The organism is Paenibacillus sp. PCH8, from assembly GCF_002968835.1.
Classification (GTDB): Bacteria; Bacillota; Bacilli; order Paenibacillales; family Paenibacillaceae; genus Paenibacillus.
Map to the genome: position 1 here is coordinate 180503 of NZ_PKQK01000005.1, position 14603 is coordinate 195105.

15 protein-coding genes and 1 riboswitch are annotated in these 14603 nt (G+C 46.5%); of the genes, 4 read left to right on the forward strand and 11 right to left on the reverse strand.

Features of this window, described 5'->3' with window-relative positions; translation table 11 throughout:
* The first annotated feature begins 29 nt into the window (after window positions 1-29).
* The gene (gene mqnE / locus C0Q44_RS24805) at window positions 30-1136 is read left to right on the forward strand and encodes an aminofutalosine synthase MqnE (protein ID WP_105409883.1); all 1107 of its coding nucleotides are present in this window, start codon (window positions 30-32) and stop codon (window positions 1134-1136) included.
* Window positions 1137-1371: 235 nt separating this feature from the next.
* Window positions 1372-2433: an NAD(P)/FAD-dependent oxidoreductase gene (locus C0Q44_RS24810; RefSeq protein ID WP_105409884.1), complete on the forward strand. Its 1062-nt coding sequence runs from the start codon at window positions 1372-1374 to the stop codon at window positions 2431-2433.
* Here the strand turns inward: C0Q44_RS24810 and C0Q44_RS24815 are convergent.
* On the reverse strand, window positions 2430-2684 hold the full coding sequence (locus C0Q44_RS24815) for a YuzB family protein (RefSeq protein WP_105409885.1): 255 nt from the start codon (window positions 2682-2684) through the stop codon (window positions 2430-2432). The genes C0Q44_RS24810 and C0Q44_RS24815 overlap by 4 nt on opposite strands.
* A gap of 80 nt (window positions 2685-2764) precedes the next feature.
* On the opposite strand from C0Q44_RS24815, the gene C0Q44_RS24820 reads away from it, so the two are divergent.
* Window positions 2765-3010 carry a NifU family protein gene (locus C0Q44_RS24820; protein ID WP_062837977.1) on the forward strand — a complete coding sequence of 82 codons (246 nt, stop codon included), beginning with the start codon at window positions 2765-2767 and terminating at the stop codon, window positions 3008-3010.
* A 72-nt stretch (window positions 3011-3082) separates the two neighbouring features.
* Here C0Q44_RS24820 and C0Q44_RS24825 read toward each other — a convergent pair whose 3' ends face one another.
* The 7 genes from C0Q44_RS24825 to C0Q44_RS24855 all read right to left on the reverse strand — a co-directional run bounded on the left by C0Q44_RS24825 (window position 3083) and on the right by C0Q44_RS24855 (window position 9805).
* Window positions 3083-3862: an SDR family oxidoreductase gene (locus tag C0Q44_RS24825; protein WP_105409886.1), complete on the reverse strand. Its 780-nt coding sequence runs from the start codon at window positions 3860-3862 to the stop codon at window positions 3083-3085.
* Window positions 3863-4120: 258 nt separating this feature from the next.
* A complete protein-coding gene (locus C0Q44_RS24830; protein ID WP_105409887.1) occupies window positions 4121-4960 on the reverse strand; it encodes a MetQ/NlpA family ABC transporter substrate-binding protein in 840 nt (279 codons plus the stop codon).
* Between the two features lie 40 nt (window positions 4961-5000).
* A complete protein-coding gene (locus C0Q44_RS24835; protein WP_105409888.1) occupies window positions 5001-5660 on the reverse strand; it encodes a methionine ABC transporter permease in 660 nt (219 codons plus the stop codon).
* A gap of 1 nt (window position 5661) precedes the next feature.
* Entirely contained in the window at window positions 5662-6696 is a 1035-nt protein-coding gene (locus C0Q44_RS24840; protein WP_105409889.1) for a methionine ABC transporter ATP-binding protein, read from the reverse strand.
* A gap of 120 nt (window positions 6697-6816) precedes the next feature.
* A riboswitch (SAM riboswitch) is annotated at window positions 6817-6956 on the reverse strand.
* Between the two features lie 141 nt (window positions 6957-7097).
* Entirely contained in the window at window positions 7098-7826 is a 729-nt protein-coding gene (locus C0Q44_RS24845) for a Cthe_2314 family HEPN domain-containing protein (protein ID WP_105409890.1), read from the reverse strand.
* A gap of 206 nt (window positions 7827-8032) precedes the next feature.
* A complete protein-coding gene (locus C0Q44_RS24850; protein WP_374955150.1) occupies window positions 8033-8920 on the reverse strand; it encodes a COX15/CtaA family protein in 888 nt (295 codons plus the stop codon).
* Window positions 8921-9460: 540 nt separating this feature from the next.
* Window positions 9461-9805, reverse strand: a complete 345-nt coding sequence (locus tag C0Q44_RS24855; RefSeq protein ID WP_105409892.1) for a thioredoxin family protein — start codon at window positions 9803-9805, stop codon at window positions 9461-9463.
* A 142-nt stretch (window positions 9806-9947) separates the two neighbouring features.
* Between C0Q44_RS24855 and C0Q44_RS24860 the strand changes: the two genes are divergently transcribed.
* The gene (locus C0Q44_RS24860) at window positions 9948-11237 is read left to right on the forward strand and encodes a DUF2515 family protein (protein WP_105409893.1); all 1290 of its coding nucleotides are present in this window, start codon (window positions 9948-9950) and stop codon (window positions 11235-11237) included.
* A 129-nt stretch (window positions 11238-11366) separates the two neighbouring features.
* Here the strand turns inward: C0Q44_RS24860 and C0Q44_RS24865 are convergent, their stop codons facing one another.
* From C0Q44_RS24865 to C0Q44_RS24875, 3 genes are all read right to left on the reverse strand, one after another.
* On the reverse strand, window positions 11367-12995 hold the full coding sequence (locus C0Q44_RS24865) for a putative polysaccharide biosynthesis protein (protein WP_105409969.1): 1629 nt from the start codon (window positions 12993-12995) through the stop codon (window positions 11367-11369).
* A gap of 61 nt (window positions 12996-13056) precedes the next feature.
* A complete protein-coding gene (locus C0Q44_RS24870; RefSeq protein ID WP_047841365.1) occupies window positions 13057-13497 on the reverse strand; it encodes a DUF456 domain-containing protein in 441 nt (146 codons plus the stop codon).
* 54 nt (window positions 13498-13551) lie between these two features.
* Window positions 13552-14301, reverse strand: coding sequence for a Cof-type HAD-IIB family hydrolase (locus C0Q44_RS24875; RefSeq protein ID WP_105409894.1), 750 nt, complete (start codon window positions 14299-14301; stop codon window positions 13552-13554).
* Window positions 14302-14603: the final 302 nt, after the last annotated feature.

Consider the following 14603-nt stretch of genomic DNA (forward strand, 5'->3'; position numbering starts at 1 on the left):
AAGTCCGGTTAAGAACAGGAGGAAACAGTATGTCTACATTGGTAACACCGTTCACAGACAAAAGAATGGCTGAGATCGTTGAGAAAGTGCAGAACGGCGTAAGGCTGAACTTAGAAGACGGCGTATATCTGTACGAAACAGATGATCTGCTGACTTTGGGCCAGCTGGCCAATGAGGCCAACCTACGGAAGAATGGCAAGAAAGTATATTTCATTGAGAACATGAGTCTTTATTTTACAAACGTATGTGAAGCTCACTGCGCTTTCTGTAATTTCCGCAAAGACCAGGGCGAAGATGGCTCTTACACATTATCCGGTGAGGAAATGATCGAGTATGTTGAACAACATATTCATCCGGGCGTACGTGAATTCCATATCGTAGGCGGACATAACAACCATGTTCCTTTTCAGTATTATGTCGATTCCCTACGTGCTCTAAACGAGAAATATCCGGACGTTACGCTGAAAGCCTACACTGCAGCCGAAATTGATTTCTTCACTCGCATTAGCGGTCTGAGCATCACGGAAGTTCTCCAAGAGCTCCAAAAAGCAGGCTTGAAGTCTCTAACAGGTGGCGGCGCCGAGATCTTGTCCGATGAATATCGCAAAAAAATGCGTGTGGACAAAGCGAACGTGGATCGTTATCTCGAAGTACACCGGACAGCGCACAATCTGGGTATGCGTACTCATACAACGATGCTGTACGGTTCCATCGAGTCTTATGCAGACCGCGTCAACCATATGATACAGATCCGTGAGTTGCAAGATGAAACCAACGGATTCATGGTCTTTATCCCGCTCTCCATGCAACCTAAGAGCAAAAGTGCGAGCATTATGCGTCGTAACTCGGCGTATGAGGATCTCAAAACCATTGCGATCAGCCGTCTGATGCTGGATAACATTGATCATGTTAAAGCATACTTCATTAATATTGGTCCACAACTGACTCAGGTAGCGCTCAGCTTCGGGGCTTCTGACGTGCATGGTACGATTGTACGTGAGAAAATCAGCCACGCTGCCGGTGCTCTTACGCCCGAAGGATTAACACGCAAAGAGTTGATCTGGCTGGTCAAAGGCGCAGGCCGTATTCCGGTGGAACGCGATACGTTCTACAACGAAATTCAGGTCTACGAATAGCATAAGCACTTATTTCCACCTATATTGCACCCGCATCACTCCAGAACGCTACTTTCATTGTACAGGAAGACGTTTGAACCCGAGTGATGCAAACTGCTGAAATATATCTTTAATTTTCAATTCCCATTTTTCAATTATTCAAATAAAAACAAAAGGAGCAGCTATGTTATTGCATAGCTGCTCCACAGGTTGCAGCCCCGTTCACACGGGACTGATGTAGAAAGGAAGCCGAGTCATGAAAAATTTCGTCATTCTTGGAGGCGGCTATGGCGGCCTCACGATTATCAAGGAACTTTTGGAAGGCAAGATCCCGTCAGACACCCAGATTATACTCGTGGACCGTAGCCCCTTTCAGGGATTAAAGACCGAATATTACGCACTCGCAGCAGGGACCGTATCCGACTATGACCTGCGCATCCAATTTCCAGTGAGCGATAAAGTGACGTACCGTTATGGAGAAGTCACTTCGATTGACCTGGAACAGCGTCAGATTGAATTTGAAGGCCAGGACCCGCTCGTTTATGACAAGCTTGTCATTGGACTTGGCTGTACAGACCGTTTTCATGATACGCCAGGTGCAGAAGAATACAGCTGCACGATTCAAAGCTTCAGCAAAACACGTGAGACCTACCTGCGTCTTAATGAGATCAAAGCCTATGGAGACGTGCATATTGTTGGCGGTGGGTTAAGCGGCGTCGAGATCGCAGCCGAGCTTAGAGAGAGCAGACCGGATCTGAATATCAGCATTCTGGACCGCGGTGAACGTGTATTATCCGCTTTCCCGCAACGGTTGTCCGTTTATGTTCATGAATGGTTCAACGAACACCAAGTAGATACGCGCGGGCATATCGCCATTTCACGCGTTGAACCCAACGCCATCTTTAACCGGGATGAACAGATTCTGACCGATGCTGTAGTCTGGACCGCAGGTATCCAGCCCGTTAAAGTGGTACAGGATCTGGATGTTACCAAAGACCCTCAAGGTCGTGTCGTTCTGAATGAATACTACCAAATTCCGGAATATACCGATGTTTATGTCGTTGGTGACTGTGCCAGTGTACCTTATGCACCTAGCGGTCAGGCTGCAGAAGTACAGGGTGAACAGATCGCTCATATTCAGCATGCCCTCTGGAAAGGCGAAAAACCCAACCCGCAATCACTCAAGCTTCGTGGCACACTCGGTGCTCTCGGCAAGAAGGCTGGGTTTGGGCTAATGGGCAAAACGTCCATGATGGGACGTGTACCTCGTATTCTAAAAAGTGGTGTGCTCTGGATGTCCAAGCGCCATCTCGGTTAGTCGAGATCAAGCGCATCCCAAGCATCGGCTTCAGCAATTTTGGCCAGAATGGCGTTATATAAATCTTCCACTTTGTCCGTGATGACAACTTCGCCGTTCACCAGTGCATAAGGAGTCATATAACATTGACCACAGCTGGTCAGGCAGCCATATTCAATCACATCATAGTCTGGATTTTCATCCAATTGATCCATGACTTCATCTGTGCCAAAGTGCATATTGTTAGCACAAAATTCAATAATAGGTCTCATTTAGGTTCACCTGCTTTGTTTGACCATTTTAATTTATGGTCATTTGTAATATAATATAGGAAGGAAAGGAGTTGAACAATATGAGCGAAAACGCACAAGACACCATGTATGATGAGGTATCTGATGTTCTTGACAAGCTTCGTCCGTTCCTGCAACGCGATGGCGGTGACGTGGAACTGGTCGACGTGGAAGACGGGATCATTAAGCTGAAACTGGTCGGTGCCTGCGGCAGTTGCCCAAGCTCCACCATTACCTTAAAAGCCGGGATTGAACGCGCCCTTCTCGAAGAAGTTGAGGGTGTACAAGAAGTCGTCCAAGTATTCTAATCAATCCTTCAAGAAATAAACCTCAAGAGCCTTTCGCTTCGCATGAAGCGGAGGGCTTTTTTTTGTTTAAGCTCAGGCATCCTCACGCTGTATTGTAGGTCGGATCGGATCAAGCCCTCCCGATATATCCATAATGTTGCCTGTAATAAAATCAGAATGATCCAGACACAGATACGTAATGACTCGTGCGATATCTTCACCACTGCCAGGACGTCCGCGTGGCGTCTCCTCGTCCGTTATACCTGCCACTTCATCGATCGTTTTCTCTTTGTTCGCACCGCGAATGTCACCTGGACATATCATGTTGACCGTAATTCCGTAAGGAGCTTCTTCAACCGCAAGTGTCTTCGTAAAAGATACCAGACCTACCTTGGCAGCCGCATATACTGCACGATGAGGCCATGATCTCGCTTCTCCGGCATGACTGAAGCCAAAATGGATAATGCGCCCCCACTGCTTGCGCCGCATCTCCGGCAAAACACGTTGATCCAGCAGCATAGGTCCCAGCAAATTACCCTGCACCAGCATCTGGACCTCAGCTTCGGAATATTCGGCAAATAATCGACGCTCGCGGACAAATGGACCCGCGTTATTCACCAAGATATCGATACTGCCCAACTTGTCTTCCACCTGTTCAACCAGTATGGCTATCTCTTCAGCTTTGGATATATCAGCCTGGATGGCAATACACCGCACTCCCTTGGCTGTAATCTGAGCGCTTAACGCCTCAGCTTCTGTTCTACTGTGTACGTAATTAAGGGCAATATGACATCCCTGATCTGCCAGACTGAGGGCTGTCATTTTACCAAGACCTTTGGCACTTCCCGTTATGAGGGCAATCTTCCCCTTCACGTCCATCCCCCTCTTCAAAGAGCAGTCACTCATCCAGTATAAAAGATTTATCCTCCCCTCACAACTTGCTTATCGCCGCCAATCTGTCCCATATTTACATTGAAGGAATTTTTGAAGAAACATTCATGCCCATAAGTCAGCATGCATACAGAATAAAACATAAAATAAGCCGTATACCTCTTCTGGAGAGATATACGGCTTATGGTGTCGATATTCATGTCAATCACGTAAAGTTAAATCAGGAACTCAAAATTTAATTTATTCCGTTGCAGGTTCAACTGCACCTTGATAGCGCTCTTTAATGAATGTTTTCACTTCTTCGGAATGCAGGGCAGCGGCCAGTTTCTGGATGGCATCTGCATCCTTGTTGTCCTCACGGGATACGAGGATGTTCGCGTATGGATTACCTTGCAGATCTTCGATCAACAAAGCATCTTTGGCCGGATTCAGGTTGGCTTCCAATGCATAGTTGGCATTGATGAATACCAGATCCGCTTCATCCAGTTGACGAGGCATCATAGCAGCATCCAGCTCAATGATCTCCAGGTTCTTCGGATTTGCTGTGATATCTTGAATCGTAGATGTGATATTTGTGTTGTCTTTCAGGGTAATAATGCCTTCCTTCGCGAGCAACAACAACGCACGTCCACCATTGGATGGATCATTTGGAATGGCTACTTTTGCACCATCTGCCAATTCATCCAACGACTTAATCTTTTTGGAGTATCCACCGAATGGTTCAACATGGACAGGTGTTACGGTAACAAGATTGAACCCACGTTCTTTATTCTCAGTGTCCAGGTACGGCTGATGCTGGAAGAAGTTCGCATCCAATTTTTTATCAGCGAGTTGCTGGTTAGGTTGAACATAGTCATTGAACGTGACCACTTGCAGACGAATACCTTGTGCTTCAAGTTCAGGTTTGATGCTTTCCAAAATTTCTGCATGTGGTGTAGGTGAAGCTCCAACTTTCAATTCTACTGTACGTGGAGCACCTGCTGCATTGTCTGCACCGCTATCGGCGTCCTTATTGTTTCCGCAAGCTGCGAGTACGGCAATCAGCATAAGACTAAGTAGAGCAAAAGACCATTTTTTCATCTGTAAAACCCCTTCTTCATTCAATTTTGTTGTCTATGTGTTATTTCCTGGTGAACCTTTTAACCAAGTAATCGCCAGCCATCTGAAGAACCTGCACCAGAATGATCATGGATATAACGGCTATAATCATAATCTCATTTTGATACCGATAATATCCGTAGTTGATTGCCAGTGTTCCCAGACCTCCACCGCCGACCATACCTGCCATAGCCGTGTAGGAAACAAGCGTAACGATGGTAATGGTGATTCCTGCAAGCAGGCCAGGCAGTGCCTCAGGCAGTAATACACGTCTGACGATCTGCCCGGTTGATGCTCCCATTGCCTGTGCTGCTTCAATGACACCCCGATCCACTTCACGAAGTGTATTCTCCACCAAACGGGCAAAATAAGGAGCTGCCGAGATAACCAAAGGCGGGATCACGCCGAGTACCCCTGTTGCTGTACCGACAAGTGTACGAGTAAATGGAATAAGAGCAACAATCAATATAATAAAGGGTACGGATCGCAAAATATTAACAATCAGGGATAGTATCGTGTACACGACCCTTGACCGGGTTGAACCAGATCGAGCTGTCATGAATAGCAGCACCCCAAGAGGTAAACCAAGAATAACGGTGAACAAGCCTGATACGGCCAGAATCTGCAAGGTTTCAATTGAAGCCTTACCAACCTCTTCCCAACGCACGGTTGAAAAATCCATATTAACGTAGCACCTCCACATCAAGTCCCTCTGAAGTCAATTCGGATATAGTCCGGTCAATCGCACCCGGCTCACCCTCAAACCTAACGGTCAGTTGCCCATAGGGAACCTGTTTGATCGTAGAGATCGTGCCTTGCAGGATAGCAAAGTCCACGCCGGTTTTACGTACCGTTCTGGACAAAATGGCTTCGTATGTTTTGTTGCCCAGAAATGATATCTTCACCAGCTTGGAAGCAGTACCCGCCTGCATATTAACATTTGAATTCGCCAAAGCCGTCTCTTCCAGAGCAAGTCCAGCTTCCTGGTCACGCATCATGAAATCCCGCGTTATGGCATGCTGTGGCTTCAAGAATACTTCCGTTACAGGACCCTGCTCCACAATACCACCTTGATGAATGACAGCAACCTTATCACAGATGCTCTGGATGACGTGCATCTCATGGGTGATCAGAACAATCGTAAGATTATACTTTTCGTTAATGTCGAGCAACAACTTCAGGATCGAATTCGTCGTCTGCGGATCCAGTGCAGAGGTAGCCTCATCACAGAGAAGTACATTCGGATCACTCGCCAGAGCTCTTGCAATCCCTACACGTTGTTTCTGTCCCCCGGATAATTGAGCTGGATATTTGCTGCTATGGTTCTCCAGACCAACCAGGGTAAGCATTTCTTTTACTTTGCGATCGATGGCTTCCTTGGGTGTATTCACAAGCTTTAACGGAAAAGCTACATTGTCATATACTGTTGCCGAGGATAGCAGATTAAAGTGTTGAAAAATCATACCGATCTTGCGTCTCTGTTGCTGCAATCCGGTTTTGCCCAGTTCAGTCAAGTTGATCCCGTCCACCCATACTTCGCCCTCCGTAGGACGTTCCAGCAAATTAATACAACGGATCAATGTACTTTTGCCCGCTCCAGAGTGACCGATGACTCCATAAATTTCACCTTTTTGAATACTCAAATTCAAATCGGATAGCGCCGTTGTCGTTTTTGCACCTCTGCCGTACGTCTTGGTTAACCCATGTAGTTCAATCAATATTGCTTGCTCCTCCCCACCACTTACATCTATCTTTACCCGAAAGAAAGGAAATCTCCCCTTTACGTACAAAAAAGAGCCCTTTGCAGATACAAAGAGGGCTCTTCACGTGAATTTACCTTCTCATCTGCCAAAATCGTGTCTTGCACCATTTTGTAGGAATTAGCACCTAACATCTATAACGAATGACACAGTGTCATCCATTATAAATCGGTTGCCGGGCTTCATCGGGCCTGTCCCTCCGCCGCTCTCGATAAGAAATATGAGGTTGTAAGATTCTATAAGTTCATTTTATATTCTGTTCCAAAGTTAAATATAAACTGTAATTCATGTACCATTCGATCTGGAACTCAGTATAATCAAAGTATTCCGATTTGTCAAAGGGAATTATTGCATTCATTTTATTGCGTTAACCTTCTGATTCCTTGCTTATGCCATATATGATTAATGTAATTGTACGAAGTTTTTAATGTTTCACAGACCATTTCTACGCCCTGACGCATTTCCAGCACATGCTGATCCAGATCCTCAAGCTTCACTTTTCCTTGCAATGTCTGGTGTAATTGCCACAGATCATCCTGCATTTCAGAGTTCATGTAATGAATCTCCATATTACGCCGTTTGCGAAGTTTGCTCATTGGTTCACGATATGAATCCTTGATCTGAATCAATCGCAAGGCAAGATCATGATGTTCCCTGACATAATCAAATTGTCTTAACATTGTAAAATAAGAAAAATGGGCTTTCGTATTCGACGTATTCAGCTGGAATATTTCATTTAATACTGTACCGATTTTATCCAGGATGGCGAAGCAGCGAATGAAGCCATCTTTATAAAAATAAACATACCGGGCATACTCCGCTTTTTCGGCCAGTGTCATATCGTCCGTGGAACCCGCAACCACTTTTTTGCGAAAATGAGCAGCAGCGAAACTACTTTGCTCCAGCTCATCCAGTGAGGAGATGAGTCCCTGGGTCCACACATACAATTTACGATAATCAAGAGTGGGATCATGGTCCACAAGCATTTGTCGCTGAAATAGCTCAAGCGTATGTGCCATGGATTCCATCGCTTCTTTCAATACCCCTTCGTTTATACGCGGCTTTTCTCCCAGCAACGTTCGCAGCATAAATAACCTCCTTTGTCCCAATCGAATCAACACACATTCATCACCATAATACATAATCAGATACATAACCCATTCCGTGTATACGTGTAATTCCTGCTTGCCATAGGTTGCCCTGATCCCTCTGACATCAAACAAAGTCCACCTGTCCAATGATGTGCATCACTGGATGGTGGACTTTCATATTTAGGCCGAGCGAAGGATTAAATTTAGAAACGATTAACCGGACGATGAAGCTTATACACCAGGAAACTCATATACGTTAAGACCCCGAACAATATGGCGATATCCAACATGTGAGCCAGAGCTACAAACATGTATACTTCCGGACGACTCATGGTCAGCATCATGCCAATACCAATGACCACTTGCATCAGAATCAGAACTACAGATACCACGCCCAGTGTCCGCATTTCCTTGTTTTCCGGATGATTACGATAAGCGAAGTGACCTAGAATAGCAATAACAATGACAAGTGACGCCGCTGCCACACGGTGAGCAAAAGCAACGGCTACACCGCCCGAAAGCTCAGGAATAATCTGCCCGTTACAGAGTGGAAATCCGGAACATCCCCCTGCTGAATCTGTATGGCTCACAAATGCGCCCGTGTATACAACAAGGTACGTGTAGATCGTGGAGAACCAGACCAGATTCCTGAATTTTTTACTGACCCGAGGGTATTTATTCAGGCGCTCCAATCCGCCATCCCGTGCTTCCTGCCTTATGCCCAATGCCATCATAAGGGAACTGGCAAAAGCAATCAGCGCGAAGCCGAAATGTAAAGCCATGACTGCTGAAGATTGAGAGAAGACGACGGCAAATGCCCCCATAATTCCCTGAATAATTACAAATACCAGAGTCAAGAAAGAAAACAATTGCAGGTCACGGCGTGATTTGCCAAACCGCAGAAAAGCAACAAACGAGGCGATAGCCAACAATCCAGCCAGTGCGCTTACAGCGCGGTGGGAATATTCAATAAGTGAGGCCACAGTATGAGCGGGAACCAGTTTTCCGTTACATAAAGGCCATTCCGTTCCGCAGCCAAGGCCCGATTCCGTTTTGGTTACGATGCCTCCACCAAAAGTGGCTAGAAACATGACGATACAGGTTAATACGGTTAACCATTTAAACAATGTTAAGTGCTTCAACTTTTTCTCACCCGCTGTTGGTTTAAGATGGCGAAGAATATTCTCCGCTTGTTTCGGTACTTTGACACTTCTTTCACAACTAAACTTATTATACCGGATAAAATGTTCATTGACGTCGCCCTTTGTGACAAAATGTTAACGTCTGACGAAATATTGACCCACAGGTCATTACGGGATTATGTATCTGATCATCCTACCCGGATAAACGCTGAACATGCAAACGCCACTTCCCTGTACCAAGAGAAATGGCGTTCCTTTTATTATAACCTTTCACAACATGAACCTGTCATGCTTTTATATAAGTTCAATTAAACATTTACACAATAACGGAGAGGACAGAAATAACCAGAAGAAGCAAAGCGTTCGCCTCTAGCCCCGGATTTCCCCTTTATAAAAGGGATCAAAGAAATCTGGGGATAACAGCGATCAGAAGGTTATTCTGGCATCGGAGTGTCTGTGTAAATATTCTATAGTTGAACTTATATAATATTATTTATGAATCGTGTTGTACACTTCAACTGCACGATCCAAGAACTGCTCAATTTCTTCCCGTGACTTGCGAAGCTTGTTCACATATCTCACGAGTTCCCGGCCATCCGTATACGCCACAAAGCTGGGAATACCAAGAATATTCTGCTCCTCACTAACGGTCCCTACCTGATCCACATCGACCTCAATCAATGTCAGTTCACGTGCATACTTCTCTTCAACCTCAGGCATAAACGGATCGATGTATTTACAGTCTCCACACCAGTCTGCCTTGAATACGGCAATCGTCAAACGTGGGGATTGGATCGAAACATCAAATGCCGGTTTGGATGTAATCTGTTCCATTCAATTCATCTCCCTTTCTGTACCTTGTCTAGACCTAAGTGAAGCAAATTGGCGAGTGGAAGTCAAATGTTCAGCGCATACTTAGAATAAACCACATGACCCGAGAAATTAAACACAGAACATCATGAAAGGATGTCAACTCATGACTTCCACAAGAACCGATTCTTCTTCTAGCCATCCGCATCACGAGTCCATTCTGCAAATCATGCGTTCCATTCCGGGTGCAGCCTGGGAGGTATGGCGTGGCAAACAGGCTGCATGGCAGGCTTCAGCACAGTTACGTCACCCCATCCGAGACATAGACTGGAACACGGATATGGCCACTGCCCTACAGTCAGAGGTGGAGCGTATATTGCCAACGAGCGGAAAGCCTTTTACACGTAACGATCAGGTCCAAAGTGCACTGGTCTGCGAAGAGGACTGCATCATTCTCGAAGAAATTAAGTCCCTGACACAAGAACATAACCGGAGTAACATCACCCGTACGGCAGCTTATCTGGATTGTTACGAGCAATATCCCGAACTGCATTGGGCACTGCTGGCCCATATGGTCTCTCGCAACGGTGGATATCACATGACTGATCTTCGAAGTGACCTGATGCATAACTTGCAAAATCCTATCGATCGCGAGCATATGTATCGCCTGCTGGAGCGATGCAATGCACTTATATTCCAGGATGCGTATCCTCAGCTGCTGCTCTATATGAATAGCCGCCGAATTGGGCGAAGCTGCTTCCATCTGTTGCCACACTTTCACGTATCGGCGTTCATGACGCCGTTCTGGGAACGCTTTTGGCTGGAACGATGCAGTTCCTTGCTTAGTGTGGCATTAATTATTAATGAGCAGAACTACATTGAGAGCCGGGTGGTGCAGCATCCTTATTTTCAAAAAGCAGTACTCTCCAAGCCCGCATTCCATCTGCATAATCTGGCAGGTCTGAATCATATCGTCTTTCCTCTGGGACAGGGAGCGGGACTTGCAGGGCGGGTGATTGAACATTTTGGTAAGCTTGATGAGCGAATCATGTTTGGCAAAGGTCTATATGCCCTGTTATTTGGCGTGGAACAAGTATTCAACGAAGTACTGAACTTTGCACGTTCCGTACCTCATCGGGGTTCGCGAGCCGAATATTGGCCAGGCCTGTTTACCAAACATGAGGAGGAAGCTGATGATGATGAGTTGTATGCGCAAGAGCTTCTGAATGAAGAGTGGCTGCCTGAAGGACAACGTTTATATAGTCCGGAACTTCTTGCTGTATGGGGAGACACGCCTTATGAACCGATCACCAGACAGGACTGGCTTGAGACATCGGATTGTCTCGGTTATCTAACAGCACCACGCCGTCCATGGTTATTTGAAATGAGTCATGAACACCGATATGGCATGCTGAAAACGGCTCTGGCTCATGATGTAAAAACCTTAACACACTGAAATGTTCCCTTTTCTTAGAGAAAGGCAAGATGGTATGTAATACAAAAAAAGCCCTGTCCGCTTCAGCAGCAGACAGAGCTTGTATCCTATTTTGACAGGAAAATCATGTTTGAATGGAAATTTGCAGGTTTATCCTCTTTGCCCCGCTCCACGTTGGAGACGCATAAGTGGACGAAGGATTTTTTGCAGAATACGCGGGTAATTGCCCAGCTCGTCCTTGCGCAATACACGCAGCACAACCATCAGGACCAGATACACCACAACCACAAGCACACCAACCACAAGACATGTAAGCAAGAAGGATACACGTGCTGGCAGGAATAGTCCAAAGATCTGATTTCCAATCCAGTTTGTTGCAAAACCAACACCTGCTGCAAACAACACGGTTATGATGAAACCTTTCCAGCGATCTCCCATGATGGAGAAATCAACAATCTTGCGAAGTACCCGCAGATTCAGGTACGTGATTACCAGGAAACATAAAGCTGTAGCAATAATGATACCGTAAATGCCAAAAATTGGCGCCAGAATCAGACTTGCAATCAGTTTGATCACAACACCTGCTGCCACACTGACCATCGTAATCCGCGGTTTACCCACCCCAAGCAAAATGGAGTTGGTGGTCATCATCGTAATCTGGAAAATGGTACCGAATGTCAGCAATGCAATGATCGGCGTTCCATCCAGATTGGTAAACAGTAATCCGTTAACCGAATACGCTGCCGCACAAAGTGCAATGACAATCGGCATTCCTGTCAGAATCGAAATGCGCAAAGCGAGTGTAACCTGATTCTTCAGATGGGCTTCATCCTTGCGCACAAAAGCGGCCGAGATGACAGGTACCAATGATTGACTCAATGCAATCGCCAGAATGGGCGGGATACCCGCAATACTCTGAGCTTTGGCACCCAGGATGGCGAGTACGCCTGTCGCTTCATCGAGTCCGATTTGACCACTAAGCAGCGGGACCACAAGGGATGAATCGATAAAGTTAATGGCCGGAACCGCAAGTGAGGACAACACAATCGGAATCGAAAGCTTGAAGATATCACTGTAGATACCTCGCATAGGCAACTGTTTCACACGCTCAACATCCAATTGGGCCGCACGGTCACTACGTCGCAATTTCAAGGTGAAGTATAACATGACACCAAACGCACCAACGCTTCCTAATACGCCACCAAATGAGGCACCTGCAGCAATGGTCTGATCATCGTAATTCCACTGTAACATGACATACGCCACAATGATGGCTGTACCTACGCGTGCAAATTGTTCCACAATCTGTGAAATGCCGCCTGCCGTCATGTTGCCGCGTCCCTGGAAGTATCCACGCATCATCGCAATGGCCGGGAAGAGCAACAACGCTGGAGCCAAGGCTCGAATGGCGCTTGCCGATTCCGGTACTTTGGAGATATACGTGGCATAATAAGGCGCAGCGAACCATAGCAAGGCAGACATGACTAATCCGGCGACAGCCGCAAAGATCAGCGCTGCACGATAGATCTGCTGTGCTTCCCCAGCGCGTCCAAGCGCGTAGCGTTCCGATACCATTTTGCTAAGAGTGCTTGGTATGCCCGCCGTTGCTACGGTTAACAGCATTAAATACACCGTATTGGAGATGGTAAACGATGCGTTACCGATATCGCCGAGGATATGCTCCAGCGGCACCCGTTGAACCAAGCCGAGTACCCTTGCGATCAACGCAGCTGCCGCCAGAATGAGCGTACCCCTAATGAATGTTTCTTTCTTAGACAAACCCATTCCCCTTCTTTCCCCCACACCGGACATGCATCCAGTTGAAGCTAATCCCGAACTTTTATGCGAATCTTACGACCCAGATAATAAACAGAACAATCATGACGATCTGCAAAATAATTTTCATCACCGTGCTTGTAAACAGCCCTACCACAGAACCAAACCCGACTTTGGAAGCTTTGGAAGGCGAAGACCCGCCGATCAGTTCCCCGATAAAAGCACCGATAAATGGTCCTAACACCAGTCCGAATGCCGGAATGACAAATGGTCCAATGATTACGCCAATCGTACTGAGCGTTGTCGATAGCTTGGAGCCGCCGAACTTCTTCACGCCCCATGCACTGACGACATAGTCAGCCACGAACAGCACCACCACAATCAGAATCTGGATAATCCAGAACCATACACCAAACGGATCAAAGCTGAAGAACCAGCCGTAAACCAGAAACGCGAAGAAAATCGCTACAGCACCAGGCAGTATGGGATATACTGTTCCAGCCATTCCCACTGCAAACAGCAGCACAATTAAAATCCAGGCAATGGTTGCGAGCAAAGGTTATTCCCCCTTCAGAATATGTTCGCGGATGAGATGAGCGATGCCATCCTCGTTGTTGCTTGCGATGACCAAATCTGCCGCTTCCTTCACCTGCTCCTGGGCATTACCCATCGCTACACCCAGACCCACAGCCTCAATGACGGACAGATCATTCAGGCTATCTCCAACGGCTACCACTTCGGACATCTGTATGCCCAGCAGCTTGCAGACTTCTGCTACCCCGCTTGCTTTGGATATACCCGCTGGATTAATCTCAATATTGACCGGTGAGGAGTTCGTCATTTGTAAGCCACCCATCTGTTGCAGCTCCATCATGATCTGATGACGGACCTCATCCACTTCGGTATTGAATCCGAATTTCAGCCATTCTAGACTTTCAATATTATCCGTCCAGCGATCACGGTTGAACAGTTCTTCCACGGAGTATGCCCAGTACCAGCTATTATATTTCTCACCAATCTCCTGCATTTGACGAATCAATGCCGGGTCCATCAGATGACGCATATGCAGATCATGCGGGGCTTTCCAGACCTCACTACCGTTTACTGTAACCATCGGTGTTTCAAGCCCCAGCTGTACTGCATATGGCATCGCATGGAATACGGCTCTTCCCGTGGAAAGGCACACATGTACACCCCGGCGAATAGCGATCTGAATCCACTTGGCCGTCTCCTGCGTTATCTCATGATTATCATTCAGCAATGTCCCATCCATGTCCAATGCCAGCAGTTTGTATTTAAGTTCACTCATGCCGTATTTCCTCCTAAGTTGTCTCTCTCCAAATTGAACTCATGGATATCCATTCAGGCACTACGCGGGCAGAAAACCTTTCGATCGCTGTTATCCCCTGATTTTCTTGATTCCATCTACAATGGAGAAAATCCGGTTATAAACGCGACCACTTCGTTTCTCTAGGTCCTTTCTGCCCTCTCCGTTCCACAATGGTTCTCCAGTTCAACTTAAAGGTTCTCTTTATCTATTTTAAACATTCTTTCACAACAAGATCGCCCGGCACCCGTAACAACGGACGCTCCGGACGTCACAGCTAACGA

What these genes read in the sequence shown, in the direction of transcription:
- mqnE (WP_105409883.1), top strand. Translation starts at nt 30, where the DNA reads ATGTCTACATTGGTAACACCGTTCACAGACAAAAGAATGGCTGAGATC.
- C0Q44_RS24810 (WP_105409884.1), top strand. Translation starts at nt 1,372, where the DNA reads ATGAAAAATTTCGTCATTCTTGGAGGCGGCTATGGCGGCCTCACGATT.
- C0Q44_RS24815 (WP_105409885.1), bottom strand. Translation starts at nt 2,684, where the DNA reads ATGAGACCTATTATTGAATTTTGTGCTAACAATATGCACTTTGGCACA.
- C0Q44_RS24820 (WP_062837977.1), top strand. Translation starts at nt 2,765, where the DNA reads ATGAGCGAAAACGCACAAGACACCATGTATGATGAGGTATCTGATGTT.
- C0Q44_RS24830 (WP_105409887.1), bottom strand. Translation starts at nt 4,960, where the DNA reads ATGAAAAAATGGTCTTTTGCTCTACTTAGTCTTATGCTGATTGCCGTA.
- C0Q44_RS24835 (WP_105409888.1), bottom strand. Translation starts at nt 5,660, where the DNA reads ATGGATTTTTCAACCGTGCGTTGGGAAGAGGTTGGTAAGGCTTCAATT.
- C0Q44_RS24845 (WP_105409890.1), bottom strand. Translation starts at nt 7,826, where the DNA reads ATGCTGCGAACGTTGCTGGGAGAAAAGCCGCGTATAAACGAAGGGGTA.
- C0Q44_RS24850 (WP_374955150.1), bottom strand. Translation starts at nt 8,920, where the DNA reads ATGTTTCTAGCCACTTTTGGTGGAGGCATCGTAACCAAAACGGAATCG.
- C0Q44_RS24855 (WP_105409892.1), bottom strand. Translation starts at nt 9,805, where the DNA reads ATGGAACAGATTACATCCAAACCGGCATTTGATGTTTCGATCCAATCC.
- C0Q44_RS24860 (WP_105409893.1), top strand. Translation starts at nt 9,948, where the DNA reads ATGACTTCCACAAGAACCGATTCTTCTTCTAGCCATCCGCATCACGAG.
- C0Q44_RS24870 (WP_047841365.1), bottom strand. Translation starts at nt 13,497, where the DNA reads ATGGCTGGAACAGTATATCCCATACTGCCTGGTGCTGTAGCGATTTTC.
- C0Q44_RS24875 (WP_105409894.1), bottom strand. Translation starts at nt 14,301, where the DNA reads ATGAGTGAACTTAAATACAAACTGCTGGCATTGGACATGGATGGGACA.